Origin of the sequence: Pseudomonas sp. NPDC086581 (assembly GCF_044746165.1) — a bacterium.
Taxonomy (GTDB): Bacteria; Pseudomonadota; Gammaproteobacteria; order Pseudomonadales; family Pseudomonadaceae; genus Pseudomonas.
Window position 1 is genome coordinate 229,331 of sequence record NZ_JBIVBR010000011.1, and the last position, 24,896, is coordinate 254,226.

Below are 24,896 nucleotides of genomic sequence, written 5' to 3' on the forward strand. Positions count from 1 at the left end.
TCACGATAGTCTCCAATGGCGCCGGGGAAAATGGGTCCCGACCGCCTGATAGCCATTTTCCCTGAAGATTGTGACAAAAAGAAGTAAATGGTCTTGATGGGCGGTATTGATCTGGTCGATGAGGCTGCAATTCTAGTTTTTTGCGGTAAATAGTCCTGAAATTGACTATTTGTTCAGGATTCCCTCCTGCCGACCTGTTACTCGGCAAAGCCTTTCACTGCGACCGTTCGTCGCTAAAGGTGAAACGGTTCAGCGTCGTATCTGGCTTTGCCGCGATTACCGGTTGTCAGGCGGGTGAAACAGTTCTTCGCATAGCACAGTTGCCGGAATAGAGCGGGTTGCAGTCAGGAAGTTTGAGCGGGTGTGCAATTTTTCGTGAAAAACATGTGAAACGGCTATGGCGATTGACTTGCCGATTCCGTTAGTCTCCCCCCGCAGGACAAAAAACCACCAACAGGGAGTATTTCGAGATGGACTTCAAACGCATCGCCATTGCCACTGCACTCTTCGCTTCGCTGGCCGGTTGCCAGACCATGACCACCAACCAGGCCATCGTTCCGCTGCAAGCCGCCACCGCTCAAATGATTGGCTTGGCCTCTTCCGACGAACTGGTCGTCAGCGACGTCAAAGCCGGTCAGCCGGACGCCCTGGGTGCCCAGGAACTCTCCTACGTCGCCACCACCACCAAAGGCCGCGTGTTCAACTGCACCTCGCGCATGATGCCGGGCCTGCTGACCGATCCGGCCAAGCTGACCAACCCGTCGTGCACCCCGGTGGTTGCTCACTCGAACACCGCCACCAAGTAATCCCCCCAGTTGCATGCTGTCGCCTGTGCGCGGCCCTTCGGGTCGCGCTGGCGACTACAGCGCGGCCACTCAGCCGCGCTCGTGCTCCAGGCGTTGCAGCAGCGCACGCAGCTGCACTTCGACGCCGGGCTGGCGCACCAGACGCTCCAGCGCCTCTTCGCTGGCTTCCGCCACGCTACCTGGTCCCGATACGCCCTCCGCCCCCGCCACGCCGCCTGACCCCGCCACGCCGCCTGAAAAGTTCAGGTGCTCCGGCCGAATCTCCTCGTCCGGGCTGACCAGCAGGGCAAAATGGATGACGTTCTCCAGCTCGCGGATATTCCCCGGCCACGAATAGCCTTCCAGTGCGCGCTGCGTATCCGTGGCGATCTGCGGCACCGGCAGTTCCAGCCTTTGCGCATGCACGCCGAGGAAGTATTCGGCCAGTGGCTGGATATCGCCGATGCGTTCGCGCAGTGGCGGCAGCGTGAGGTTGCCGTCGTGCAGATACTGCTGCAGCCCTTCGAGGAATTTTCCCGCTTTCACCGCCTGCCCCAGATCGATGCTGGTGGCGGCGACCAGGCGCACGTCCACCGGCACCGGTTCGCGCGCGCCTACTCGCAGCACTTCGCGCTCCTGCAGCACGCGCAGCAGTTTCTGCTGCAGCGACAGCGGCAGGTCGGCGATCTCGTCCAGGTACAGCGTGCCGCCGTTGGCTGAACCGAACCAGCCGGCGCGGCTGCCCACCGGGCCGTTGTGCGCGCCGGGCGCGTAGCCGAACAGCTCGGCGTCGGCGTAGTTGCGGCTAAGCGCGCTGCAGCTGACCGCGACGAACAGGCCGGGGCGCTCGCTGGCGCGATGGATGTGGCGAGCCAGCAGCTCCTTGCCGGTACCGGTCTCGCCGTGGATCAGCACCGGCTGCGGCAGCGGCGCCAGGCGCTCCACCTCGTCGCGCACTTCATGGGAGCGCGGGTCGAAGAACACCAGCGCCTTGGCGCGGATGCTCAGTGGGCTCTTGTCGGCGTCGGGGAAGGTCAGCAGTGGTAGCGGCGCGTGGGGTGCATTCATGGTGTTTCTCCTTCTGCTTCTACAGCGCGTCCAGCGCCTGCAGGAAGTCGCGGACGATGTCCTCGCTGTCCTCTATGCCCACCGACACACGGATGGTGCCGTCATGGATGTCCAGCGCGGTCAGGGCCTCGGCGGACAGCGCGCGGTGCGAGGTCTTGCCGGGGTGGGTGATGCTGCTGGCAACGCCGGCCAGCGATGGGGCGAAGGCAGCGAGTTGCAGCTCGCCGATCAGTGTGTCGACCTGGTCGAGGCCGCCCTTCAGGGTGAAGCTCAACATGCCCGAATGGCCTTTGCGGAACAGCCGCTGCGCCAGTTCGAAGTCCGGGTGCGAGGGTAGGCCGGGGTAGAACACACGGTCGACCTGCGGGTGCGCTTCGAGGGCTTCGGCCAGTGCCTGGGCGTTCTGCGAGTGGGCCTTCATGCGCAGGGCCAGGGTCTTGGCGCCGCGGAAGTTGAGCCAGCTCTCGAAGGGGCTGGCGCTACCGCCGGCGTTGATCTGGAAGCGCCGCGCGGCGGCGATCCACTGCGCATCGCCGACCAGCGCGCCGCCCATGGCGTCGCTGTGGCCGTTGAGGTACTTGGTGGTGCTGTGGACAACCAGGTCGGCGCCATCGCGCAGCGGCTGGTAGAGCACCGGCGAGAGGAAGGTGTTGTCCACCAGCAGCTTGAGACCGTGACGATGGGTTAGCTCGGCCAGCGCCGGGACGTTGCTGATGCGTACCAGCGGATTGGAGGCGGTCTCGGTGTAGATCAGCTTCGTGGTCGGGGTGATTGCCGCTTCCACCGCCGCCAGGTCGTTGAGGTCGAGCAGGCTGGAGGCGATGCCGAAGCGCGTCAGTTCCTTTTCGATCAGGCTCTGGGTAGTGCCGTACAGCTCACGGCTGGCGATCAGGTGGTCCCCGGCCCCAAGCACGCCCAGCAGCGCGGCGGAAATGGCCGCCATGCCGGAGGCGGAGAACAGCGCGTCCTCGCCGCCTTCCAGCTCGCGCAGCAGTTCTTCCACGGCGCTGTGGTTGGGGTTGCCGATGCGCGTGTACATGTAGTTGTCGGGGTTGCCTGCGAGGAAGTCGTCGACCTGCTCCAGCGAGTCGTAGACAAACACCGAGCTCTGGTAGATCGGCTGGCTCTTGGCACGGGTGACCATGCGCCGGTCGGCATCGTGGCCGGCATGTACGGCGCGGGTGGAGGGGCCTTTGGCGTGGTCGCTCATGGCAGGTCCTTGGAAAGAAAAACGCCGGTGGAACCTGCCCACCGGCGTTGAAGCGGGTGCACTCGAGGTGCGCCCAGCGTGGGAGTCGTTGCGCCCGGCAGTCTGCCGGGCGACGGGTCAGAAGGCTGGCACCACGGCGCCGTTGTACTTCTTCTCGATGAAGGCTTTGACTTCCGGGCTGGTCAGGGCGGCGGAGAGTTTCTTCAGGGCATCGCTGTCCTTGTTGTCCGGACGCGCCACCAGGTAGTTCACGTAGGGCGAGTTGCGGTCTTCGAGGATCAGTGCGTCCTTCACCGGGTTGAGCTTGGCTTCCAACGCGTAGTTGGTGTTGATCAGGTCCAGGTCGACCTGGTCCAGCACGCGCGGCAGCAGGGCCGATTCCAGTTCCTTGAACTTCAGGTGCTTGGGGTTCTCGGCGATGTCTTTCGGGGTGGCCAGGGCGTTGCTCGGATCTTTCAGCTTGATCACGCCGGCTTTCTGCAGCAGAAGCAGGGCGCGGCCGCTGTTGCTGCCTTCGTTGGGGATGGCCACGGTGGCGCCGTCAGGCAGCTGGTCGATGGACTTGTACTTCTTCGAGTAGCCGCCGAAGGGCTCGACGTGCACGCCGGTCACGGTGACCAGGTTGGTGCCCTTGCCGGAGTTGAAGTTGTCCAGGTACGGCTTGGTCTGGAAGTAGTTGGCGTCCAGGCGCTTCTCGGCGACCTGCACGTTGGGCTGCACGTAGTCGGTGAAGACCTTGATCTCCAGGTCCACGCCTTCCTTGGCCAGGGTCGGCTTGATCAGCTCGAGGATCTCGGCGTGGGGGATCGGCGTGGCAGCGACAACGAGCTTCTCGTTGGCGAAGGCGGAAGTGGTGAAGGCAGCGGCGAGGGCGGTCAGAAGCAGCAGCTTTTTCATTGCGATGTCCTTGTGGGGCAGATGACCGCTGGCGTCCGGGCCGGCCGGGATGGGGCCTTCGTACGGGCGGTGGATTCTTTTTTCCGCAGCTCACTCGGCAGCGGTTGCAGCGAAAGTTACCCGCACTTGTTATTCCAATAAAATATTAATTTTTCATTTTCATATTCGATTTTGTTCATAAGGGAGGTCGCGGTCTCCCCTGAGACAACCTGTCGCGCGACACCCCGTCGCGCGGCAACCCACCACTCCAGCCCGCGACCGGTGGGCGCGTAAGATCGATGCAGTTTCTTGAGCGGCGTCAATGCAGATGGTGGTCCATTCTGATTGGGCGGCAAAAAGAACCCGAACCGACGCCAGATCGGTGGCTCGAAACTGAGTCATTGGAAATACAGACATCACGCAAGAACGCCCTGCGCATGCGCATGGCAAGGTGCCCGGCCCTGGTAGTGGCGGGCGTCAGCCTGAAGAGGAATCGTCATGTTCGGATTAGAGGCGCTCGACCTGGCCCGGATCCAGTTCGCCTTTACCGTGTCCTTCCACATCATCTTCCCGGCCATCACCATCGGCCTCGCCAGCTACCTGGCGGTGCTCGAAGGCCTGTGGCTGAAGACCCATGAGGAGGTCTACCGCGACCTCTATCATTTCTGGTCGAAGATATTCGCCGTCAACTTCGGCATGGGCGTGGTCTCCGGACTCGTCATGGCCTACCAGTTCGGCACCAACTGGAGCGCCTTTTCGGCCTTCGCCGGGAGCGTCACCGGCCCGCTGCTGACCTATGAAGTGCTCACGGCGTTCTTCCTCGAAGCCGGCTTCCTCGGCGTCATGCTCTTCGGCTGGCACCGTGTCGGTCCGGGCCTGCACTTCTTCGCCACAGTGATGGTGGCCATCGGCACGCTGATCTCCACCTTCTGGATTCTCGCCTCCAACAGCTGGATGCAGACCCCGCAGGGCCACGAGATCGTCAACGGCATCGTGGTGCCGGTGGACTGGCTGGCGATCATCTTCAACCCGTCCTTCCCCTATCGCCTGCTGCACATGGCGATCGCCTCGTTCGTCGCCACCGCCTTCTTCGTCGGCGCCTCGGCGGCCTGGCACCTGCTGCGCGGCCGCGACAACCCGGCGATCCGAAAGATGCTCTCGATGGCCATGTGGATGGCGCTGATCGTCGCGCCGATCCAGGCCATGGTGGGCGACGCCCACGGCCTGAATACCCTCAAGCACCAGCCGGCGAAGATCGCCGCCATCGAAGGCCATTGGGACAACAGTGAAGGCGGCCCGACGCCGCTGATACTGGTCGGCTGGCCGGACATGGAGCGCGAGGAAACCCGCTTCAAGATCGAGATTCCGGTGCTCGGCAGCCTGATCCTGAACCACAGCCTCACCGAGCCGATCCCGGCGCTGAAGGACTTCCCGAAAGCCGACCGGCCCAACTCCACCATCATCTTCTGGTCGTTCCGCGTCATGGTCGGCCTGGGGCTGCTGATGATCCTGGTGGGCCTGTGGAGCGTCTGGCTGCGCTGGCGCAAGCGCCTGTTCGAGAACCGCGCGTTCCTCCATCTGGTGCTGTGGATGGGGCCATCCGGCCTGATCGCGATCCTCGCCGGCTGGTTCACCACCGAAATCGGTCGCCAGCCGTGGGTCGTCTACGGGCTGATGCGTACTTCGGATGCGGTGTCCAACCACAGCGTCACGCAGATGAGCCTGACCCTGGTGATGTTCGTGCTGGTGTATTTCACCCTGTTCGGCGTGGGCATCGGCTACATGATGCGCCTGGTGCGCAAGGGTCCGGTCACCCACGAAGGCCGCGAGACCAGCCACGGCGGCGCCGGTCAGAAGCGCACTCCGGCACGGCCGCTGTCGGCTGCCGAGGACGACTTCGACGACGATGACAACGCAAGCCCGGCAGGGAGGAGCTGAGCCATGGGAATCGATCTTCCGCTGATCTGGGCGATCATCATCATCTTCGGCGTGATGATGTACGTGGTGATGGACGGGTTCGATCTGGGCATCGGCATGCTCTACCCGTTCTTCAAGGACGAAGGCGACCGCGACGTGATGATGAACACCGTCGCGCCGGTCTGGGACGGTAACGAGACCTGGCTGGTACTGGGCGGCGCGGGATTGTTCGGCGCCTTCCCGGTGGCCTATTCAGCCGTGCTCTCGGCGCTGTACCTGCCGCTGATCCTGATGCTCGTCGGGCTGATCTTCCGCGGCGTGGCCTTCGAGTTCCGCTTCAAGGCTCGGGCCAACAAGCGTCACCTGTGGGACAAGTCGTTCATCGCAGGCTCGCTGGTGGCGACCTTCTTCCAGGGCGTGGCGCTGGGGGCTTTCATCGAAGGTATTCCGGTGGAAAACCGCGCCTTCGCCGGCGGTTCGCTGGACTGGCTGGCGCCGTTCCCGCTGTTCTGCGGCCTCGGCCTGGTCGTGGCCTACAGCCTGCTGGGCTGCACCTGGCTGATCATGAAGACCGAAGGCCGCCTGCAGGAGCGCATGCATGATCTGGCCAAGCCGCTGGCGCTGGTGCTGCTGGCCGTGATCGGCATCGTCAGCCTGTGGACCCCGCTGGCTCACGAAGACATCGCCCAGCGCTGGTTCAGCCTGCCGAACCTGTTCTGGTTCCTGCCGGTACCGCTGCTGGTGCTGCTGACCTTCTACGGACTGCTGCGCTCGGTGGCGCGCAATGACCACGTGAAGCCGTTCCTGCTCACCCTGGCGCTGATCTTCCTGGGCTACAGCGGGCTGGGTATCAGCCTATGGCCGAACATCATCCCGCCGTCGATGTCGATCTGGGACGCCGCGGCCCCGCCGCAGAGCCTGGGCTTCATGCTGGTGGGCGCGCTGTTCATCATCCCGTTCATCCTCGTCTACACCGCGTGGAGCTACTACGTATTCCGCGGCAAGGTGAAGCACGGCGACGGCTACCACTAGAGGTAGAGGTGCGCAGCATGACTCACGAGGAACAGCAGAAGGCGCCGCTGCGCAAGCGACTGGGCTGGCTGGTGCTGATCTGGGCGCTGAGCGTCGCCGGCCTGGGTATCGCTGCCTGGCTGATGCGCCTGTTCATGAGCGCGGCGGGGCTGGGCACACCGCACTAGTTTCACGCAATCGATCCCATCCGGGCGCTGCTCGCAGCGTCCGTTCCCACATCCCTCGCCGGTGCTTCCGGCGGGGGATTTTTTTGTCCAGCGGTCGGGATTGGTTTTTGTAGGAGCGCGCGGCGTGGCGATCAGTGCAACTTGTCGCGCCTGGCCAGCGTCGGGAACAGCTTCATCCACACCCCGGTGACCACCAGCGTGCCGACCCCGCCGAGCACCACGGCCGGCACTGTGCCGAGCCAGTGGGCGGTGAGGCCGGATTCGAATTCGCCCAGCTGGTTCGAGGCGCCGATGAACAGGCCGTTCACCGCGCTGACCCGGCCGCGCATCTCGTCCGGGGTTTCCAGCTGCACGAAGGCGCCGCGGATGACCATGCTGATCATGTCCGCCGCGCCCAGCACCACCAGCACCGCCAGGGAGAACCAGAAGGACGTCGACAGGCCGAAGGCGATGGTGGTGACGCCGAAGATGCCCACGGCGAGGAACATGATCCGCCCGACGTTGCGCTCGATGGGGAAGCGCGCCAGCCAGAACGACATCAGCAGCGCACCCACCGCCGGGGCCGAACGCAGCAGGCCCAGGCCCCAGGGACCGGTGAGCAGGATGTCCTTGGCGAACACCGGCAGCAGCGCGGTGGCGCCGCCGAGCAGCACGGCGAACAGGTCCAGGGAGATGGCGCCGAAGATGTCCGGGCGGCTGCGGATGAAGCGGATGCCGGCCAGCAGCGATTCCAGGGTCGCCTTGCCTTGCGCAGCCGGCGCCTGGCGCTTGGGCAGCGTGAGCACCAGGGTGCAGGCGATGAAGTACAGCGCTGCGGTGGGCATGTAGACCCAGAAGGCGCCGAAAGCATAGAGGAAGCCACCGAAGGCTGGCGCGGCGATGGTCGCGGCCTGCATCGCCGAGGCGGACGCCGCCACTGCGCGGGGGAATAGTGCGGTGGGCACGATGTTCGGCAGCAGCGCCTGGGTGGTGGGCATCTCGAAGGCCCGCGCGGTGCCCAGCAGGAAGGCCATCACGAAGATCATCTCGCGGGTCACGTTGTCGGTGCTGGCACCCACCACCAGCGCCACGGCGATCAGGCCCTGGCCGATCTGGCAGAGCGAGGCGATGCGTCGCCGGTCGTAGCGGTCGGCGACGTGACCGGTGTGCAGCATGAACAGCACGCGCGGGGTGAATTCCACCAGCCCCACCAGGCCCAGGTCGAGGACGTTGTGGGTCAGCTCGTAGATGTGCCAGCCGATGGCCACAGTGATCATCTGGAAGGCGCTGGCGGTGCAGACGCGGGCCAGCCAGAAGGCGAGGAAGGGGCGATGACGCAGCAGGGACGTGGCTTCGGCGGTCATGGAAAAGTGCTTTCGTTAGGAGGCTAAGCAAGGGCTGCGCAGCGTAGCACGCTGTAACACTTTTACGCCTGTCGTCGGCGAAATCCGCAATTGGCTAATCGTCTCGATGCGTCGACTAAAATTTTCATCGCCGCGACAAGCCGCCCGATTGACTTTGCTTCGCACTATTGAGGTGCGTTAAAGTTGACAGAAGAGTCAGGTTTTTCTGCAGGATCTTTCCTTCGGCGCCATCCCCGAGACGCCCGCGATTCCGCGTCCTCCGAACTCTCTCCCGCACAGAAAAAACGACATGGGCGGACCTTCACCGCTCAGAGGATGAACCATGTCCAACCGTGATATTTCCCGGCGCGCCTTCCTGCAAGGCGGGCTGATTGCCGGTGTCAGCGTGACCATGGCGCCGCTTGGCAGCCGGGCCTTCGCTGCCCTGATGGAAAACTCCGTCACCGTCTCCCCCCAGCAGTGGATGGGCCACGACGGCAAGGCGCGCTTCCGCAACGACGCGTTGTCCAAGGTCTGTGGCAACAAGGTGTTCGCCCGTGACATCCGCGCCAAGGACATGCCCGGCTGGCCGCAGCAGCAGGGCCACGCCATGCTGCTCAAGACCATCAAGGCCGATCGCATCTTCGACGGTATCGACCTCGCCTGGCTGGGCACCGACCTGCAGCCTGACCGCATCGTCACCGCCGAGGACCTGGACAAGGACGGCATCGTCTTCCCCGAAGCCCACGCCCCGGACCCGCTGCTGCCGCGCGGCAAGGTGCCGATGTTCATCGGCCACCCGGTGGCCATCCTGATCTGGAACGACTTCGAGCGCTTCCGTCAGGCCAAGCTGAAGATGAAGTTCAACGACAAGGCGATCCGCTACGGCGCGCAGGCCCCGCTGTACCAGGGCGACCCTTACGGCAGCTTCCGCTACGTACGTGTCGGCGGCGCGACCTCGGCCGATCCGGACGAGTTCTCCAGCCTCAAGGACTCGATCCTCTTCCCGATGATCCGCGAGCGCAAACCGGTGTGGAACCAGCAGCCCAACCAGCACGGTGATCTCACCGAGCAGGGCCTGTTCTACGCGCAGAAGATCAAGGAGCAGATCGACAACCCGCCGGAGAACTGGCTGGTCTTCGACGAGCGCTACAAGACCCCGTCCATCGAGCCGGCCGCCATGGAGCCGGACAACGGCAACGGCTGGTACGACCCGGCGAGCAAGACCCTGCACTTCGTGGTCGCCACCCAGTGCCCGTTCGAGGCCGCCTTCGAGACGGCGCACATGATCGCCCCGTCGCGCTTCGGTCTGGCCAAGCTGAACATGCACCCCGGCTATACCGTGGGTTACGGCTCCAAGGACCACAACATCTTCGTCTACTACGCGGCCCTGGCTGCGTTGTACGGCAACGGCGTGCCGGTGCGCCTGGCCAATGACCGCTACGAGCAGTTCCAGAGCGGCATCAAGCGCCACCCGTTCGATATTCGCTACCAGCTGGCGGTGGACAAGAAGGACATGACCTTCAAGATCTTCCGCACCGAGATGAGCGTGGACGGCGGCGGGCGCATCAACTACAGCCCGTCCGTGGCCGCTGTGGGCGCCACCGCGGCGCAATCGATCTACTACATGCCGCAGAACGACCTGCAGGTCACCGCCTACCATTCCCGCGCCGTCGAGGCCGGTTCCATGCGTGGCTACGGCACCCTGCAGAGCATGGCCGCCACCGAGATGATGGTGGACGAGATCGCTGGCCGCCTGGGCGTCGATGCCATCGAGTTGCGTCGCGTCAACGCGCTCAAATCCGGCATGAAGAACACCCAGGGCGCGATCCCTGCCGGCGCCCTGCGCCTGCACGAGATCCTCGACAAGGCTGCCGCCCACGAGTGGTGGAAGACCCGCGACGCACGCAAGAAAGAGATGGATGCCAAGGACCCGGACCACTGGTACGGCGTCGGCTTCGCCATCTGCCAGAAGGACTTCGGCACCGGCTCCGAAGCGCCCATGGCGAGCATCGAGTTCGATGCCCAGGGCAAGGTGCACATGCGCCATATCGGCATCGAGATCGGCACCGGCATGTCCACCTCCCAGGCGCTGGTGGTGGCCGACTTCCTCGGCAAACCGGCGGACGAGATGAAGACCGCCGAGACCGAGTGGCCGGAACTTCAGCTGCTCAGCGGCGAAGACCCCTACACCATGAACCAGCCCACCCAGGACGAGAAGCTGCGCAACCCGCGCTGGGTCGGCAAGTACGCCTCGGCGTCGTCGGCGACCAACTCGGCCTACTACTTCAGCCACGCGACCCGTGAAGCGGCGCGTGTGCTGTTCAACCACGGCCTGTGGCCGGCGGCCCTGGAAATATGGCGTCGCGGTCCTTTCAACGGCGCGGCCAACCCGCTGGTGGTGCGCCGCGAAGACGCCCACTGGGTCGACGGCAAACTCACCGCCAACGGCTTGCAACCGCTGTCGTTCGCCGAACTGGCCCAGGTTTGCCACGAGAAGGGCCTGGTCACCGGCGCCACTGTCCATGGCTTCAACCGCTGGAGCTGGGCGGAGTGCGATTTCGTCATCGACGGCGTGCGCGACCGCCTGCCGCTGGACGCCCTGGCCGTGAAATACGGCGACGGTGCTCCGGGCGTGAAGAAGGCACAGATGAACAGCGCCGGCTTCCACCTGCTGGACCGCCAGAACGTGGCTTATCCGCCGGTGCAGCTGAACAATGCTGCGGTGACCTACTACAGCCCGGTGGCGACCATCGTCGAGCTGAAGGTGAACAAGGGCAACGGCGAAGTCAGCGTGCTCAACCACCACAGCTGGATCGAGTGCGGTCGCGTGCTGGTGCCGGAACTGGTGAAAGGCCAGATCGAAGGCGGCACCGCCATGGGCATCGGTCATGCACTGCTCGAAGACATGCCGCTATACGAGGGTGGCCCAGGCGAGGGCGACTGGAACTTCAACCGCTACCGTCTTCCGAAGGCGAAAGACGTGGCCGTCTGGCAGCAGAGCTCGGAAATCCTTCCGCCTCTCTCGCCCAGCGACCCGTCCAAGGGCATCGCCGAAGTGGTGATGATCCCGGTGGTCGGCGCCATCAGCAACGCCGTGGCCCACGCCATCGGCAAGCGCGTCCGCGACCTGCCCATCACCCCCGCTCGCATCAAGGAGGCCCTCAATGGCTAACCGTCCGCTCAACCTGACCCTGAATGGTCAAACCGTCGGTCCGGTCGAGGTTCCCGAGGACCTGCCGATGATCGACTACCTGCATGAATACCAGAACCTCACCGGTTCTCGCCTGGGCTGCGGCCAGGGCATCTGCCATGCCTGCGTGGTGATCGTCGACAACCCCGACGGCACCAGCGAGGAAGTGCGCACCTGCATCACCGGCGCGCACTACTTCGAAGGCAAGAAAGTGCGCACCATCGAGGGCCACGCCAAGCGTGAGGAAGACGGTTCGGTGAAGGAGCTGAACCCGATCCAGCAGAAGTTCGTCGATCGCTTCGCCTTCCAGTGCAGCTACTGCGCACCGGGCTTCGTCAACGCCGCCACCGTGCTGGTGGAGAAGGCCCAGCGCCAGCCGTTGAAGAAGAGCGAACTGGAGTCGACCATCGAGGCGAGCCTTGGCCACCACATCTGTCGCTGCACCGGGTACGTGCGTTACTACGACGCCACCCGTGAAGTGCTGACCGATCTCGGCCTGGTCAAGGAGGGTTGAGCATGCAGCGCATTCTTTCCGGCCTCGCGCTGGCAGTCGGCTTCGGCCTGGCGGTCAGCGCACAAGCCGCTGACCAGGAGCTGATCAAGCGCGGCGAGTACATCTCCCGCGCCGCCGACTGCATGGCCTGCCACACCGCCGAGGGCGGCGCGCCGTTCGCCGGTGGCCTGCCGATCCACTCGCCGTTCGGCACCATCTATGGCAGCAACATCACCCCGGACAAGGACTTCGGCATCGGCAATTACAGCGCCGACGAGTTCTTCGCCGCCCTCACCGAGGGCAAGCGCAAGGACGGCGCCAACCTCTACCCGGCCATGCCGTACACCTCGTATCACCTCATCAAGCGCGAGGACAGCGATGCCCTCTACGCCTACCTGATGAGCCAGACGCCGGTGCATCGCGCCGCGCCGGAAACTAGCCTGAGCTTCCCGTTCAATGTGCGCCTGGGCCTGACCGGCTGGAACATGCTCTACGGCAAGAGCGTCCAGCTGGAAAACACCGAGGGCAAGAGCGCGGCGTACCAGCGCGGGCAGTACTTGGTGGAAGTGCTCGGCCACTGCGGCGAGTGCCACACCCCGCGCAACCAGATTGGCGCCCTGGAGCAGGACAAGCGCCTCACCGGCGGCCTGCTCAACGGCTACAGCGCGCCGAGCCTGCTGGCCCAGGACCTGGCCGAGCGCGGTTGGACCAGCGCCGATCTCACTGGCTTCCTCAAGCATGGCATGAGCCCACAGGGCAGCATGTTCAACGAGATGTTCCCGGTGATGCACCTGAGCACCCAGCACCTGGGTGACGAGGACCTGGCCGCCATGTCCACCTACCTGCTCGGCGAGCAGCCACCGCAGGCCAAGGTGGTCAAGGCGGTTGCCGAGGACCAGCTCAGCGACAGCGCCAAGCGTGGCCGCCAGCAGTACCTCAACGTCTGCGCCGGCTGTCACGGCAACGATGGCGAGGGCAAGCCGCACATCGCCGTGGCCATGCAGGGCAACACCACCCTGCGCCTGGCCGATTCTCGCAACCTGGCCAAGGTCATCGTCGAAGGCATCCGCGAGCAGCAGTTCACCGGTTTCGAGCGCATGCAGCCGATGCCGGGGTTTGCCGACAAGCTCAATGACGAGCAGCTCACGGACCTGATCAACTACCTGCGCCAGGCCTGGGGTGGCCTGCCGGGTGACATGGGCGTACAACAGGTCGCTCAACTGAAGGCGGAGTGAGTCGTGCAGCATCTCGATCTGCAAGTCGTCCGGCAGGCGCTCCAGTGGTCCAACGCGGGCCAGCGCGTGTGGCTGTGCAGCGTGCTCTTCACCTACGGCTCGGCGCCCCGCGCGCCGGGCTCGCTGCTGGCGGTCAACGCCAGCGGCCAGTGGGTCGGCTCGCTGTCCGGCGGCTGTGTCGAGGATGACTTTCTCGAACGCGTCGCCGAGGGTGAGTTCAGCGAACCGGTAGTCGTCGTCCGCTACGGCGACGGCACCGACACCCGCACGAATATCCGCCTGCCCTGCGGCGGCATTCTCGACGTGCTGGTGGAAAACCTCGCGGCCGATTGCGACGTGCAGGCCCACCTTCGTGAACTGGAATCAGCGTTGCTCGGCCAGCGCCGCCTGCTGCGCGAAGTGAACCTGCAGGACGGCAGCCGCCGCCTGAGCGACGACCACGAGCACGGCCCGCGAGTGGAGCGTGACGAAGCCCGGGTGCGTCTGCGCGTCGGCGCTGCGCAGCGCCTGCTGCTGGCGGGTTACTCCAGCGTTGCGCACTTCTGTGCAGAGTTCGGCAAGGGCCTGGGCTTCGAGGTGATCCTCTGTGATCCCCGCGAAGAGGCGTTGGACGGCGTGGTGCTGGACGGCATCGAAATTCGCCGCGAACTGCCGTCGATCTTCATCGCCAACGGCGGCTGCCACGCGGACACCGCCGTGGTCGCCCTGACCCACGATCCGAAGATCGACGACCTGGCGATGCTCGAAGCCGTGCGTACCGAAGCGTTCTACATCGGCGTGATGGGTTCGCGCACCACCTCCGACAAGCGCCGCGAGCGCCTGCACCGTATCGGCGGTCTGAACGACGCCGATCTGGCGCGCGTGCATGCCCCCATCGGCCTCAACCTCGGCAGCAAGACTCCGGCGGAAATCGCCCTGGCCGTGCTCGCCGACATCCTGCGCACCCGCAGCGGCATCGCCCGCGAGGCGCTGTGACTGTCGTGGCGCTGGTCCTGGCCGCCGGCCAGGGCTCGCGCTTCGGCGCAGACAAGCGCCGCGCGACCCTGCCTGATGGACGCAGCCTGCTGGCGCACAGCGTCGAACGTGCGCAGGCGGTATTCAATGAAGTCCGGGTGGTGCTGCGTGATGGTGAGCGCGCCGAAGATTTTGGCCTGCCCGCTGGCTGCCGGATTGTCCACAGCCAGGACGCCGCGCTGGGCATGGGGCATAGCCTCGCGGCCGGCGCGGCCTCACTGGGTGATTCCCAGGCTGAGGCTGTGGCGATCCTGCTGGGCGACATGCCATGGATCACCTCGCAAACTCTGCGTGCATTAGCCGAAGCGGCCGGTGCCTCGACCATTCTCTTCCCGCTTCACGACGGCCAGCGCGGCCATCCTGTGCTGTTCGGCCGCGAGTTCTGGCCGGCGCTGATGCAACTCAGCGGCGACGAAGGCGCTCGGGTAGTCGTGCAGGCGCACCGTGATCGCTGTGTGACGTTGGACGTGAGCGATTCAGGCGTTCTGCGCGACGTCGACACTCCAGCTGCACTGAACCTGTAGGAGCGGGCCATGCCCGCGACTGCGCACATGGTGCGCTCCTACTGGGGAGTGCCTGCGCTCGACGGCGATCAATGTTGCACCAGCCACTGAGCTATGCGCGGCCAGACTTCCAGGCTGGCATTGCGCGACAGCAGCAGGCGGTTATGGCTGTAATCCTCCCGCGCACCGGTCGCCAGCCCGAACAGCTCCAGCTTCGCCTCTGTCCCTCCAAAGGCCTGCACCAGCGCCTCGCAACCCGCGAGCGGCGCGATGAAGGTATCGCCGCTGCCCGCCACGCCCAGCACCGGCAGCTCGACGCTGCCTACCCCAGCGAGATAGTCGAAGCCTTCCAGCGAATCGAATCGCCGGCGGAAATTCCACTGGCACCATTGGCGCATCAGCCGGGCGCTCTCCGCCTCGGGGCCGACGCTCTTAGCGCGGCTGGGCACGATGCGTCTCCAGCGCAGCATCCAGTCAAACGCCTGGAGAGCCAGCCGGTGCCGCAGGCTGGCTCCCGCCGCCGTGGCCTGCGAACCGATCAGCACCAGCGAGCGCAACCGTCGCTGCGCCAGGTCAGGATGGCGCGCCGCCCACATCGAGACGATCAGCCCGCCGCCGGAGTGGCCCACCCAGTGCAGCGCCATTTGCCCGGTGCGCTGGCTCACCGCATCGAGAATCGCCGGCACGTCCTGCTCGGCCACGTCGTCGAAGCTGTGACGGAAGTCGTTGCGTGCGCTGTCGCCATGGCCGCGCCAATCGAACAGCCAGCAGGCGAAGCCCTGGCCGCCCAGGTAGTTGGCCAGGCCCAGGCAACTGCGGTGGTTGGAGAAGGTGCCGTGGGTCAGCACGACGGGAACGCCATCTGCCGGGCCGACTCGGCGCAAGGCGAGATCGACGCCGTCGGCGGTACGGATCAGTTCCGGGAGGAGGGCGGCTTCTTGTGCGGTCATGGCGCGCTTCCGAGTGGGGGCGATCCATGCTGCTCCGGCGCGCGGGCCGGAGCAATCCCGACAGTTTATTTGGTCGCTTTCAGCACCACGAATTTCGGATTCGCCGCGACCTGCTCGACGCCGCGGAACAGGCGCTTGAGCTTGGCGTGGTAGCCCAGGTGGCGGTTGCCGACGATCCACAACTCGCCGCCGGTGACCAGCGCGGCGCGGGCCTGCTGGAACATGCGCCAGGCGAGGAAGTCGCCGACCACCTGCTGCTGGTGGAACGGCGGGTTGCAGAGGATCAGGTCGAGGGAGTCGGCGGGCTGGCTGGCGAGGCCGTCGTCGGGGTGGATATCCACCGGGCGCTCGCCGAGGGCGGCCTGCCAGTTCTCCCGCGCGGATTGCACGGCCATGTAGGACTCGTCCACCAGCGTCAGCTCGGCCTGCGGGTTGAGCAGGGCGAAGGCGATGCCCAGCACGCCGTTGCCGCAGCCCAGGTCTGCCGCGCGCACGGCGTGGTGAATCTGCGGCAGGTGCGGGAGGAAGGCGCGGGTGCCGATGTCCAGGCCTTCGCGGCAGAACACGTTGGCGTGGTTGAGCAGCGTCAGCGCGGGCTTGTCCAGGCGGTAGCGGCTGGGGTAGGGCGAGGAGGGCGCGGGGCGCTCCTCGGCGGTGGCCACCAGCAGGCGGGCCTTCTTCACGGCCAGCGATGCCTGCATCGGCCCTATGTATTTCTCCAGCAGGTCGCCAGCGGCGCGTGGCAGGTGCTTGACCATGCCGGCGGCGACGACTTTCCCGCCCGGCGCGAGCTGGCCGTGCAGGCGGATCAGCTGTTCTTCCAGCAGCGCGAGGGTCTTGGGCACGCGGATCAGCACATGATCGAACGGGCCCCGCGGGGTTTCGCTGGCGGGGACGAAGGTCAGCGGCGCTTCGGCGAGGCCGTTGCGTTCGAGATTGCGCTCAAGGGCGATGAAGCCCAGGTGCGAATCGCCGCTGCTGGTCAGGCGCACATGGGGCGCGAGGCTGGCGGCGAGGGCGCCGAAGCTGTCGTTGAGCACCAGCACGCGGCTGTCTGCGCCGACGCCCTGCTCGTGGAGATGGCTGAGCAGGTACTCGTCGGCCGCATCGAAGGCCTGCAGCGGGTCTTCGCGCTGTTCGGGGTGGCGGACCAGGTCGAGCTGGGCGAAGGGGCTGGCGAGGACGGGCATGGGACTCTCGAAACGACGGAAATGGCTGGAATAGAGGTGTTGCTTTGCTGGCAATGATTGATGGCTTATTGCAACGATATTGTCATCAAATTGAGACGTGGTTTACGTGTTCCTGCTTGTGCGGGCGCGCGTTATACCGAAAAATTATGACCTATCCGCCCGCGCTCGTCTGCGCGGCGGCTTCCCAATAATAACCGGGCGCCCCTCGCGACCCGGTAGGGCCCGATCCCGGAGCGCGTCTCCGCCGACCGACGGCCACCCTTCCAAGTCTTCACGAATCCTCGACACGCGACTCCCGTTCGCGCGCCGGGCTATTGCCATTGCATAAGGATGTCGATGTACAAGTCGTTGCTCGGGGTGGCGCTGTCCGCCCTTTTCCTCGTGGCCCAGCCGGTTCTCGCCGATGCGCCCATCGTGATCAAGTTCTCCCACGTCGTCGCCGATGACACGCCCAAGGGCCGTGGCGCACTGCTGTTCAAGAAGCTGGTGGAAGAGCGCCTGGCCGGACAGGTGAAGGTCGAGGTGTTCCCCAACTCCACGCTGTTCGGCGACGCCGATGAACTGCAGGCACTGCAGGACGGCAAGGTACAGATGCTGGCACCGTCGCTGTCGAAGTTCGAGGGCTACACCAAGCAGCTGGAAGTCTTCGACCTGCCGTTCCTGTTCGATGACCTGGAGGCGGTGAAGCGCTTCCAGAAGCGCGACAAGAGCCGCGAACTGCTGCATTCCATGGCGCGCTCGGGCATCTACGGCCTGGCCTACTGGAACAACGGCATGAAGCAGCTTTCGGCCAACCGAGAACTGCGCGCGCCGGCCGATGCCAAGGGCCTGGCCTTTCGTATCCAGCCGTCTTCGGTAATCAACGCGCAGTTCGGCCTGCTCGACGCCACGGCCGTGAAGATGCCCTTCGCCGAGACCCTCAAGGCGCTGCAGGACGGCAAGGTGCAGGGCACCGAGAACACCTGGTCGAACATCGGCAGCCAGAAGCTCGACAGCGCCCAGCCGTTCATCACCGAGACCAACCACGGCGTGCTCAGCTACATGGTGATCAGCAACCAGAAGTTCTGGAACAGCATGCCGTACCCGGTGCGCACCCAGCTGGAAAGCATCATGGAAGAGGTCACCGTGGAGGTGAACAAGGACGCCGAGGCGCTGAACCAGAAGGAGCGCGAGCACGTGGTCGCCAACGGCAAGGCGCGCATCATTGCCCTGACTCCGGCCGAGCGTGAAGCCTGGCGCACTGCCATGCAGCCGCTGTGGAAGCAGTTCGAGGGTGAGATCGGCACCGACGTGCTGCGCGCCGCCCAGGTGGTGAACCGCAAGCATTGATCCACCGGGACTGATCCAGAGCAGGCTTGTGGCGATCTCCGCGGATAGCCACAAGCCTTGCGGGTGTTTCTCGCGCCGGGAATACGGGAAAATGGGCCGTTGCCTGCAAAGGAGCGGACGATGACCGCCAGCGAAGAGAAGTTCACCCGCCAGACCCTGGTGGAGGTGCAGACGCTCACCCCGAGCCTGTTCACCCTGCGCACCACCCGCGACAGCGGCTACCGCTTCCGTGCCGGGCAGTTCGCTCGCCTGGGCGTTTACAAGCCCAGCGGTAGCATCGTCTGGCGCGCCTACTCGATGGTCTCGGCGCCCCACGATGACTTCCTCGAGTTCTTCTCCATCGTCGTTCCCGGCGGTGAATTCACCAGCGAGCTCAGCCGCCTGCGTGTCGGCGACCAGTTGCTGGTGGATCGCCAGGCCTTCGGCTTCCTCACCCTGGACCGCTTCCCCGATGGCCGCGACCTCTGGCTGCTGTCCACCGGTACCGGTCTGGCGCCGTTCCTGTCGATCCTGCAGGACTTCGAGGTGTGGGAACGCTTCGAGACCATCAAGCTGGTCTACAGCGCCCGCGAGGAAAAGGAGCTGGCCTACCGCGACCTGATCGCCAGCTTCGGCGCGATGGAGCATCTGGCCGAACATATCCACAAGCTGCAGTTCATCCCGGTGGTTACCCGCGAACAGGTGCCCGGCTGCCTGAATGCGCGGCTCACCACGCTGATCGAGAACGGCGAGCTGGAACGTGCCGCCGGTCTGGAACTGACCCCGGAACATTCACGGGTGATGCTCTGCGGTAACCCGCAGATGATCGAGGACACCCGCGCCGTGCTGAAGGCCCGCGGCATGAGCCTGGCACTGACGCGCAAGCCCGGCCAGATCGCCGTGGAAAACTATTGGTAAGCCCGGCTCGATAGATTTTGAAAAGATTGTCCCCTTAGGGCGGCGAGGCTTTGCCCTTAGGATAGGTGTCCGTTTCCCTTTTTCCGGACCTTATGGACAGTCAAAGTACAACGCCGATCCCCGTATCTACCCCCGTAGAGCCGGCGTTCGGCGAACCTCCCCCGGCACCCGCGTTCGCGGATAAGCCTTCCCAACCTGCCATGGCGCGCACCCAGCGAGGTCGTTCGACATGGAATGGTTGATGGACCCCACAGCCTGGCTCGGCCTACTCACCCTGATCCTGCTCGAGCTGGTGCTCGGCATCGACAACCTGGTCTTCATCGCAATCCTCGCGGACAAGCTGCCGCCGCACCTGCGCGACCGCGCGCGACTGATCGGCCTGTCGCTGGCGCTGCTGATGCGCCTGGGCCTGCTGGCGAGCATTTCCTGGCTGGTCACGCTCACCGCGCCGCTGATCGAGGTGTTCGGCAAGAGCTTCTCCGGCCGCGACCTGATCATGCTGTTCGGTGGTCTGTTCCTGTTGTTCAAGGCCACGCTGGAACTGCATGAACGCCTGGAAGGCCGTGTGCACACCTCCAACGGCAAGCGCGTCTACGCCGCCTTCTGGCCGGTGGTCGCGCAGATCGTGGTGCTGGACGCGGTGTTCTCCCTCGACGCGGTGATCACCGCCGTGGGCATGGTCGAGCAGCTGGAAGTGATGATGATCGCGGTCATCTTCTCCATCGGCCTGATGATGGTGGCCAGCAAGCCGCTGACCCGCTTCGTCAACGAGCACCCGACGGTGATCATGCTGTGCCTGGGCTTCCTGCTGATGATCGGTTTCAGCCTGACCGCCGAAGGCCTGGGCTTCCACATCCCGAAAGGCTACCTGTACGCCGCCATCGGCTTCAGCCTGCTGATCGAGATGGCCAACCAGCTGGTGCGCTGGAAACGCCAGAAGAGCCAGCGCGGCCAGCGTGGTCTGCGCCAGCGGACCGCCCACGCCGTGCTGCGCCTGATGGGTGGCAAGGTCGACGCCGACGAGGTGGGCGAAGACATCGCCGACCTGGTGGGTGAAGACGATGGCGGCGACGCGCCGTTCCACCGCCGCGAGCGGGTGATGATCAGTGGTGTGCTGGGCCTGGCCGAGCGTCCGGTCAAAGCCGTGATGATCGACCGCCAGCGCGTGCACCGCGTGGACCTGGCCGACAGCCCGGAGAGCATCCGCCGCGCACTGCTGGAGTCGCCATACTCGCGCCTGCTGGTGATCAGCGAAGGCAATATCGACGAGCCGCTGGGCTACGTGCACAAGAAGGAACTGTTCTCCGCCCTGCTGCAGGGCCGCGAACTGGACATCCTGCCGCTGCTGCGCGAGCCGCTGAGCCTGCCGGACAGCAGCACGGTGCTGGGTGCGCTGGAGCTGATGCGCGAGGCTTCGACCCACCTTGCCTTCGTGGTCAACGAGTTCGGTGGCTTCGAGGGCATGCTGAGCATGACCGACGTGCTGGAGGCCATCGCCGGTGAACTGCCAGATGCCAGCGAGGTGTCCGGCACGGACATCGAAGCGGAGGAGGGAGCCTACCGGGTGGACGGTGCCGTGACGCTGTCGGCGCTGGCCGACAGGGTCGGCTTCCACGCCCGCCCGACGGCGGAGTACCAGACCCTCGGCGGGCTGGCGCTCAAGCACCTTGGCCGATTGCCGGCCAAGGGTGACACGCTGGAGCTGGGCGGCTGGCGCCTGGAGGTGACGGACGTCAGCGAGCGGCGCATCGGCCGTGTGTTGCTGACGCCGCCCGCCTGACCCAGTCCGGGATCAGCGGTCTGCTCAGGGAGCGCGGTTGTTCTGCTGCTTGAGCAGGTCGCGGATCTCGGTCAGCAGGGTTTCTTCGGCGCTCGGCACCGGCGGGGCGCTGGGCTCCACGGCTTCTTCGCGCTTGAGCTTGTTGATGGCCTTCACGCCCATGAAGATGGCGAAGGCGACGATGATGAAGTCCAGGCAGGTCTGAATGAATTTGCCGTAGGCCAGCATCACCGCCGGCGTCTGGCCTTCGGCGGCCTTGAGCGTGATCGCCAGGTCGGAGAAGTCCATGCCACCGATCAGCAGGCCGATGGGCGGCATGATCACGTCGCCGACAAAGGACGAGACGATCTTGCCGAAGGCGGCGCCGATGATGATACCAACGGCCATGTCGACCACGTTGCCCTTGACCGCGAAGGCCTTGAATTCGTTGAGCAGACTCATGCACAGACTCCTTGTTACGCAAGATAGAGGGGGACAGGCGCAGTTTAGCGGCCCGTCGCCGTCTGAACACCCTGCGCGCGGTCAATTCCAACGGTATGACCGGCGGCGGTGGGCGGCATCGCGCGGTGGTCTAGGCTTATCGGGCAACTCATCAACAGAAGGAGGCCCGCCATGCCGCTCGAGCATCATCCCCTGTCCCGCGAATTCCCTGACCAGAAGGCCCTGATGACCCGGTTGCACGGGAAGGACGCGAACTTCACCCGCATGGCCGCCAGCTACGAGGAGCTGGACAAGAAGATCTACGACATCGAGGACGGCCGCCAGGCGATGGACGACCTCGCCCTCAACTCCCTCAAACTGCAACGTGTGGCGCTGAAGGACGAGATTTCCGACCTGCTCAAGCGATCCGGTTGAGCTTGACCAGAGTCAAGGGTGCGTGTCGGAGCGAGGCGTAGGCTCCCGTCATCTCTTTCCAACCGGTGCCACCGCCATGCGTAAAGCTATTTCGTCCTCTGGCAACTCCGTCACCAAGCTCCCCAAACGCAACGCCGAAACCCTGCGCGCGCAGGAACGCCTGGTTCGTCTGAAGCTGCAGTACGAACTGCTGGATCAGCGCATTGGTCGCGTGGAGGAGGGCATCGAGCGTCCCGACTGCACCCTGGCCTCGCTGCTGATGCGCCGTGAAAGCCTCAAGCACGATATGGAGAGCCAGTATCGCCGCCTGGCGAGCTAAGAACCTGTTTACGGTCTGCTGCGCGTCGGCAGAACCGCGCTGAAATCGGCCTCGGGGTGCTCATTTACTGCGCGTAAACTCCGCTCCCTCAACCGATTTCAGCGCACTTCTGCTCTAGCTCGCGAGACCGTAAATAGGTTCTGAACCGCTCCACCCGATTGGCTTATGATGGGGACTTTGCATTCGACGGAAGTCCCCCATGGCCAAGGCCAAGCGCATGTACGGCTGCACCGAGTGCGGCGCCACCTACCCGAAATGGGCCGGCCAGTGCCCTGATTGCGGTGCCTGGAACACGCTGGTCGAAACCGTCATCGACACCACCCCCACCGGTGGATCGGCCAGCAGCTCTTCCGGCCGCGGCGGCTGGGCTGGCCAGCAGGCCAACATCAAGACCCTCGCCGAAGTCAGCGTCGAGGAAATGCCACGCTTCTCCACCGCCTCGGCGGAGCTGGACCGCGCCCTGGGCGGCGGCCTGGTCGATGGCTCGGTCGTGCTGATCGGCGGCGATCCCGGCATCGGCAAGTCCACCATCCTCCTGCAGACCCTCTGCAACATCGCCACGCGCCTGCCGGCGCTCTATGTCACGGGGGAGGAATCCCAGCAGCAGGTCGCCATGCGCGCCCGCCGCCTGGGCTTGCCCGAGGACAAGCTCAAGGTCATGACCGAGACCTGCATCGAGACCATCATCGCCACGGCGCGCCAGGAGCAGCCCAAAGTGATGGTGATCGACTCGATCCAGACCATCTTCACTGAACAGTTGCAATCCGCACCCGGCGGCGTCGCTCAGGTGCGCGAAAGCGCGGCGCTGCTGGTGCGTTTCGCCAAGCAGAGCGGCACGGCGATCTTCCTGGTCGGCCACGTCACCAAGGAAGGCTCCCTGGCTGGCCCGCGCGTGCTGGAGCACATGGTCGACACCGTGCTGTATTTCGAGGGTGAATCCGATGGCCGCCTACGCCTGCTGCGGGCGGTGAAGAACCGCTTCGGCGCGGTGAACGAGCTGGGCGTGTTCGCCATGACCGACCGTGGTTTGAAGGAAGTTTCCAACCCGTCAGCCATCTTCCTCACCCGTGCTCAGGAATCGGTGCCGGGCAGCGTGGTCATGGCCACCTGGGAAGGCTCGCGGCCCATGCTGGTGGAAGTACAGGCGTTGGTGGACACCAGCCACCTGGCGAACCCGCGCCGCGTGACCCTGGGCCTGGACCAGAATCGCCTGGCCATGCTGCTGGCGGTGCTGCATCGCCACGGCGGCATCCCGACCTACGATCAGGATGTGTTCTTGAACGTGGTTGGCGGTGTGAAGGTTCTGGAAACGGCGTCGGACCTGGCGCTGATGGCCGCGGTGATGTCCAGCCTGCGCAATCGTCCGCTCGATCACCAGTTGCTGGTATTCGGCGAGGTCGGTCTGTCCGGCGAGGTGCGCCCGGTGCCCAGTGGACAGGAGCGTCTGAAGGAAGCCGCCAAGCACGGCTTCAAGCGCGCCATCGTACCCAAGGGCAACGCGCCGAAGGAGTCGCCGCCAGGCCTGCAGGTCATCGCGGTGACACGCTTGGAGCAGGCGCTGGATGCGTTGTTCGAATAGAGGCTCGCTCCTGAGCGACTCAATGCTCGCTGAGCAGCGTCAGCTCCCGCTCCAGCAGTGACTCGTCACCCAGGTTCAGTTCCACCAGGCGCCTCAGGTGACTGATGGAGTCCAGGTCGATGTGCCGGCAGTTGAAGCCCAGCAGGCCTTCACGCTCCCAGGCGAGGTCGGCCTCCATATAGACGTTGACGTCGAAGCCCAGGTAGATGCGCACCTGCACCGGTTCCTGCGCGACGATGTTCCAGTGTTCCGGCCGCTGCACCAGCAGGCCCTGCAGGGACAAGTCCAGCAGCGTCACCTTCCAGCGCAGGTCGCCCTGGCTGATCTCGGTGCCGGCGTCGAAGGCGATGCGCTGGAAGCGCCGGCGCTCGTCGTGATCGTCAGTCATGTCGTGGCTCTCCGGCCGTTTCTGCTTCGCCTCACTATAGACGCAAGGCAATGCTGACGCGTCGGAAGCCAGTCGTTGAGGTGGCGTCCGTCAGAGGCGCGTCGCACGGGTTTGACAGCTTGCGGACCCTCGCCAAAGCTCCATGTGCGTTTAACCACCACAACTGCGGAGTGCAGAGCATGGACAATAAACTCATCAAGGGTCTGATTTTTGGGGTTATCAGCGTTGCCAGCCTGGCAGCGCACGCGGACGAAGCCGGGCAGAGCGGCAAGGGCTGCGGCTGGGGCAACATGGTCTTCGACGGTCAGCGCGGCCTGTTCCCGCACCTGCTGGCCACTACCACCAACGGCACCTCGGGCAACGCCACCTTCGGCCTGACCTCCGGCACCAACGGCTGCGACGCCAGCCAGCGCATCTCCTACGGCGGCCGCTCGATCTTCGCCATGAACGGCATGCTCGACAACATCGCCGAGAACATGGCCCAGGGCCACGGAGAGGCCCTGGACGCCTATGCCGTCCTGCTGGGCATCCCCACTCAGGATCGTGCGCACTTCGCCCAGGTCACCCAGCAGCACTTCGGTGAGATCTTCACTTCCAAGGACGCCACCGGGGAGCAGGTGCTGAACAACACCCTGGCCGTGATGAGCCGTGACCAGACTCTGGCGCAGTACGCCAAGCAGCCAGCCTGACTGGACGTCGCGCCGCCAAGGCCCGCCACAGGCGGGCCTTTTCATTTCCTGACCCTGCGGTCGAACGCGTTGACCTCCGGCAATAAGCGCGTAACCGCCCTAGAC

General features: G+C 65.0%; 24 protein-coding genes. 16 read left to right on the forward strand and 8 right to left on the reverse strand.

Annotation, left to right across the window (positions count from 1 at the left end; all coding sequences use genetic code 11):
- The first annotated feature begins 470 nt into the window (after nt 1-470).
- On the forward strand, nt 471-806 hold the full coding sequence (locus tag ACIPK7_RS22475; protein ID WP_192436260.1) for a hypothetical protein: 336 nt from the start codon (nt 471-473) through the stop codon (nt 804-806).
- Nucleotides 807-875: 69 nt separating this feature from the next.
- Here the strand turns inward: ACIPK7_RS22475 and ACIPK7_RS22480 are convergent, their stop codons facing one another.
- The 3 genes from ACIPK7_RS22480 to ACIPK7_RS22490 form a co-directional block, all read right to left on the reverse strand.
- Nucleotides 876-1,853: a sigma 54-interacting transcriptional regulator gene (locus ACIPK7_RS22480; RefSeq protein ID WP_192436259.1), complete on the reverse strand. Its 978-nt coding sequence runs from the start codon at nt 1,851-1,853 to the stop codon at nt 876-878.
- A 19-nt stretch (nt 1,854-1,872) separates the two neighbouring features.
- Nucleotides 1,873-3,063, reverse strand: coding sequence for a trans-sulfuration enzyme family protein (locus ACIPK7_RS22485; protein WP_401090276.1), 1,191 nt, complete (start codon nt 3,061-3,063; stop codon nt 1,873-1,875).
- A gap of 117 nt (nt 3,064-3,180) precedes the next feature.
- Nucleotides 3,181-3,960: a MetQ/NlpA family ABC transporter substrate-binding protein gene (locus tag ACIPK7_RS22490; protein ID WP_192436257.1), complete on the reverse strand. Its 780-nt coding sequence runs from the start codon at nt 3,958-3,960 to the stop codon at nt 3,181-3,183.
- 477 nt (nt 3,961-4,437) lie between these two features.
- Between ACIPK7_RS22490 and ACIPK7_RS22495 the strand changes: the two genes are divergently transcribed.
- From ACIPK7_RS22495 to ACIPK7_RS22505, 3 genes are read left to right on the forward strand one after another with little or no spacing between them, the layout of a single operon-like run.
- Nucleotides 4,438-5,877 carry a cytochrome ubiquinol oxidase subunit I gene (locus ACIPK7_RS22495; protein WP_401090278.1) on the forward strand — a complete coding sequence of 480 codons (1,440 nt, stop codon included), beginning with the start codon at nt 4,438-4,440 and terminating at the stop codon, nt 5,875-5,877.
- A 3-nt stretch (nt 5,878-5,880) separates the two neighbouring features.
- Nucleotides 5,881-6,888 (forward strand): cytochrome d ubiquinol oxidase subunit II, encoded by a 1,008-nt coding sequence (gene cydB / locus ACIPK7_RS22500; protein ID WP_192436255.1) that lies wholly within the window; start codon nt 5,881-5,883, stop codon nt 6,886-6,888.
- A gap of 17 nt (nt 6,889-6,905) precedes the next feature.
- Complete coding sequence (locus ACIPK7_RS22505) at nt 6,906-7,055, forward strand: DUF2474 domain-containing protein (protein ID WP_151188408.1); 150 nt, start codon at nt 6,906-6,908, stop codon at nt 7,053-7,055.
- A gap of 131 nt (nt 7,056-7,186) precedes the next feature.
- Here ACIPK7_RS22505 and ACIPK7_RS22510 read toward each other — a convergent pair whose 3' ends face one another.
- Nucleotides 7,187-8,398: an MFS transporter gene (locus ACIPK7_RS22510; RefSeq protein ID WP_401090281.1), complete on the reverse strand. Its 1,212-nt coding sequence runs from the start codon at nt 8,396-8,398 to the stop codon at nt 7,187-7,189.
- A 322-nt stretch (nt 8,399-8,720) separates the two neighbouring features.
- Here ACIPK7_RS22510 and ACIPK7_RS22515 point away from each other — a divergent pair, with 322 nt between their 5' ends.
- Genes ACIPK7_RS22515 through ACIPK7_RS22535 form a run of 5 tightly spaced genes read left to right on the forward strand, consistent with a single transcriptional unit; the run spans nt 8,721 to nt 14,836 of the window.
- Nucleotides 8,721-11,552, forward strand: coding sequence for a xanthine dehydrogenase family protein molybdopterin-binding subunit (locus tag ACIPK7_RS22515; protein ID WP_401090282.1), 2,832 nt, complete (start codon nt 8,721-8,723; stop codon nt 11,550-11,552).
- Nucleotides 11,545-12,084, forward strand: coding sequence for a (2Fe-2S)-binding protein (locus ACIPK7_RS22520; RefSeq protein WP_024764769.1), 540 nt, complete (start codon nt 11,545-11,547; stop codon nt 12,082-12,084). Before ACIPK7_RS22515 ends, ACIPK7_RS22520 begins: the two co-directional genes overlap by 8 nt.
- Before the next feature lie 2 nt (nt 12,085-12,086).
- Nucleotides 12,087-13,298 carry a cytochrome c gene (locus ACIPK7_RS22525; RefSeq protein WP_192436252.1) on the forward strand — a complete coding sequence of 404 codons (1,212 nt, stop codon included), beginning with the start codon at nt 12,087-12,089 and terminating at the stop codon, nt 13,296-13,298.
- A 3-nt stretch (nt 13,299-13,301) separates the two neighbouring features.
- On the forward strand, nt 13,302-14,273 hold the full coding sequence (locus tag ACIPK7_RS22530; protein WP_192436251.1) for an XdhC family protein: 972 nt from the start codon (nt 13,302-13,304) through the stop codon (nt 14,271-14,273).
- Nucleotides 14,270-14,836 carry an NTP transferase domain-containing protein gene (locus ACIPK7_RS22535; RefSeq protein WP_192436250.1) on the forward strand — a complete coding sequence of 189 codons (567 nt, stop codon included), beginning with the start codon at nt 14,270-14,272 and terminating at the stop codon, nt 14,834-14,836. The genes ACIPK7_RS22530 and ACIPK7_RS22535 overlap by 4 nt, the downstream gene beginning before the upstream one ends.
- Nucleotides 14,837-14,904: 68 nt before the next feature.
- On the opposite strand, the gene ACIPK7_RS22540 is transcribed toward ACIPK7_RS22535, so the two are convergent.
- Together ACIPK7_RS22540 and ACIPK7_RS22545 are read right to left on the reverse strand one after the other, a co-directional pair.
- Nucleotides 14,905-15,765 carry an alpha/beta fold hydrolase gene (locus tag ACIPK7_RS22540; protein ID WP_401090285.1) on the reverse strand — a complete coding sequence of 287 codons (861 nt, stop codon included), beginning with the start codon at nt 15,763-15,765 and terminating at the stop codon, nt 14,905-14,907.
- A gap of 65 nt (nt 15,766-15,830) precedes the next feature.
- Entirely contained in the window at nt 15,831-16,955 is a 1,125-nt protein-coding gene (locus ACIPK7_RS22545; RefSeq protein WP_192435529.1) for a class I SAM-dependent methyltransferase, read from the reverse strand.
- A gap of 336 nt (nt 16,956-17,291) precedes the next feature.
- Here ACIPK7_RS22545 and ACIPK7_RS22550 point away from each other — a divergent pair, with 336 nt between their 5' ends.
- From ACIPK7_RS22550 to ACIPK7_RS22560, 3 genes are all read left to right on the forward strand, one after another.
- The gene (locus ACIPK7_RS22550; protein WP_192435530.1) at nt 17,292-18,284 is read left to right on the forward strand and encodes a TRAP transporter substrate-binding protein; all 993 of its coding nucleotides are present in this window, start codon (nt 17,292-17,294) and stop codon (nt 18,282-18,284) included.
- 120 nt (nt 18,285-18,404) lie between these two features.
- Nucleotides 18,405-19,181 (forward strand): ferredoxin--NADP reductase, encoded by a 777-nt coding sequence (locus tag ACIPK7_RS22555; RefSeq protein ID WP_401090287.1) that lies wholly within the window; start codon nt 18,405-18,407, stop codon nt 19,179-19,181.
- Nucleotides 19,182-19,410: 229 nt separating this feature from the next.
- On the forward strand, nt 19,411-20,961 hold the full coding sequence (locus ACIPK7_RS22560; RefSeq protein WP_401090289.1) for a TerC family protein: 1,551 nt from the start codon (nt 19,411-19,413) through the stop codon (nt 20,959-20,961).
- A 24-nt stretch (nt 20,962-20,985) separates the two neighbouring features.
- On the opposite strand, the gene mscL is transcribed toward ACIPK7_RS22560, so the two are convergent.
- Nucleotides 20,986-21,402 carry a large-conductance mechanosensitive channel protein MscL gene (gene mscL, locus ACIPK7_RS22565; RefSeq protein WP_045216609.1) on the reverse strand — a complete coding sequence of 139 codons (417 nt, stop codon included), beginning with the start codon at nt 21,400-21,402 and terminating at the stop codon, nt 20,986-20,988.
- A 171-nt stretch (nt 21,403-21,573) separates the two neighbouring features.
- On the opposite strand from mscL, the gene ACIPK7_RS22570 reads away from it, so the two are divergent.
- The 3 genes from ACIPK7_RS22570 to radA all read left to right on the forward strand — a co-directional run bounded on the left by ACIPK7_RS22570 (nt 21,574) and on the right by radA (nt 23,714).
- Complete coding sequence (locus ACIPK7_RS22570; RefSeq protein ID WP_081520069.1) at nt 21,574-21,816, forward strand: YdcH family protein; 243 nt, start codon at nt 21,574-21,576, stop codon at nt 21,814-21,816.
- A gap of 76 nt (nt 21,817-21,892) precedes the next feature.
- On the forward strand, nt 21,893-22,135 hold the full coding sequence (locus ACIPK7_RS22575; protein ID WP_192435533.1) for a hypothetical protein: 243 nt from the start codon (nt 21,893-21,895) through the stop codon (nt 22,133-22,135).
- A gap of 199 nt (nt 22,136-22,334) precedes the next feature.
- On the forward strand, nt 22,335-23,714 hold the full coding sequence (gene radA, locus ACIPK7_RS22580; RefSeq protein WP_081520071.1) for a DNA repair protein RadA: 1,380 nt from the start codon (nt 22,335-22,337) through the stop codon (nt 23,712-23,714).
- Between the two features lie 19 nt (nt 23,715-23,733).
- On the opposite strand, the gene ACIPK7_RS22585 is transcribed toward radA, so the two are convergent.
- Nucleotides 23,734-24,102, reverse strand: coding sequence for a PilZ domain-containing protein (locus ACIPK7_RS22585; RefSeq protein ID WP_054906515.1), 369 nt, complete (start codon nt 24,100-24,102; stop codon nt 23,734-23,736).
- 179 nt (nt 24,103-24,281) lie between these two features.
- Here ACIPK7_RS22585 and ACIPK7_RS22590 point away from each other — a divergent pair, with 179 nt between their 5' ends.
- Nucleotides 24,282-24,791, forward strand: coding sequence for a DUF3015 domain-containing protein (locus ACIPK7_RS22590; RefSeq protein ID WP_138214189.1), 510 nt, complete (start codon nt 24,282-24,284; stop codon nt 24,789-24,791).
- Nucleotides 24,792-24,896: the final 105 nt, after the last annotated feature.

Bases quoted from the DNA above. Each gene is read 5' to 3' on its own strand.
- ACIPK7_RS22475 (WP_192436260.1), top strand. From the start codon at position 471: ATGGACTTCAAACGCATCGCCATTGCCACTGCACTCTTCGCTTCGCTG.
- ACIPK7_RS22480 (WP_192436259.1), bottom strand. From the start codon at position 1,853: ATGAATGCACCCCACGCGCCGCTACCACTGCTGACCTTCCCCGACGCC.
- ACIPK7_RS22485 (WP_401090276.1), bottom strand. From the start codon at position 3,063: ATGAGCGACCACGCCAAAGGCCCCTCCACCCGCGCCGTACATGCCGGC.
- ACIPK7_RS22490 (WP_192436257.1), bottom strand. From the start codon at position 3,960: ATGAAAAAGCTGCTGCTTCTGACCGCCCTCGCCGCTGCCTTCACCACT.
- ACIPK7_RS22495 (WP_401090278.1), top strand. From the start codon at position 4,438: ATGTTCGGATTAGAGGCGCTCGACCTGGCCCGGATCCAGTTCGCCTTT.
- cydB (WP_192436255.1), top strand. From the start codon at position 5,881: ATGGGAATCGATCTTCCGCTGATCTGGGCGATCATCATCATCTTCGGC.
- ACIPK7_RS22505 (WP_151188408.1), top strand. From the start codon at position 6,906: ATGACTCACGAGGAACAGCAGAAGGCGCCGCTGCGCAAGCGACTGGGC.
- ACIPK7_RS22510 (WP_401090281.1), bottom strand. From the start codon at position 8,398: ATGACCGCCGAAGCCACGTCCCTGCTGCGTCATCGCCCCTTCCTCGCC.
- ACIPK7_RS22515 (WP_401090282.1), top strand. From the start codon at position 8,721: ATGTCCAACCGTGATATTTCCCGGCGCGCCTTCCTGCAAGGCGGGCTG.
- ACIPK7_RS22520 (WP_024764769.1), top strand. From the start codon at position 11,545: ATGGCTAACCGTCCGCTCAACCTGACCCTGAATGGTCAAACCGTCGGT.
- ACIPK7_RS22525 (WP_192436252.1), top strand. From the start codon at position 12,087: ATGCAGCGCATTCTTTCCGGCCTCGCGCTGGCAGTCGGCTTCGGCCTG.
- ACIPK7_RS22540 (WP_401090285.1), bottom strand. From the start codon at position 15,765: ATGACCGCACAAGAAGCCGCCCTCCTCCCGGAACTGATCCGTACCGCC.
- ACIPK7_RS22545 (WP_192435529.1), bottom strand. From the start codon at position 16,955: ATGCCCGTCCTCGCCAGCCCCTTCGCCCAGCTCGACCTGGTCCGCCAC.
- ACIPK7_RS22550 (WP_192435530.1), top strand. From the start codon at position 17,292: ATGTACAAGTCGTTGCTCGGGGTGGCGCTGTCCGCCCTTTTCCTCGTG.
- ACIPK7_RS22555 (WP_401090287.1), top strand. From the start codon at position 18,405: ATGACCGCCAGCGAAGAGAAGTTCACCCGCCAGACCCTGGTGGAGGTG.
- ACIPK7_RS22560 (WP_401090289.1), top strand. From the start codon at position 19,411: ATGGAATGGTTGATGGACCCCACAGCCTGGCTCGGCCTACTCACCCTG.
- mscL (WP_045216609.1), bottom strand. From the start codon at position 21,402: ATGAGTCTGCTCAACGAATTCAAGGCCTTCGCGGTCAAGGGCAACGTG.
- ACIPK7_RS22570 (WP_081520069.1), top strand. From the start codon at position 21,574: ATGCCGCTCGAGCATCATCCCCTGTCCCGCGAATTCCCTGACCAGAAG.
- ACIPK7_RS22575 (WP_192435533.1), top strand. From the start codon at position 21,893: ATGCGTAAAGCTATTTCGTCCTCTGGCAACTCCGTCACCAAGCTCCCC.
- radA (WP_081520071.1), top strand. From the start codon at position 22,335: ATGGCCAAGGCCAAGCGCATGTACGGCTGCACCGAGTGCGGCGCCACC.
- ACIPK7_RS22585 (WP_054906515.1), bottom strand. From the start codon at position 24,102: ATGACTGACGATCACGACGAGCGCCGGCGCTTCCAGCGCATCGCCTTC.
- ACIPK7_RS22590 (WP_138214189.1), top strand. From the start codon at position 24,282: ATGGACAATAAACTCATCAAGGGTCTGATTTTTGGGGTTATCAGCGTT.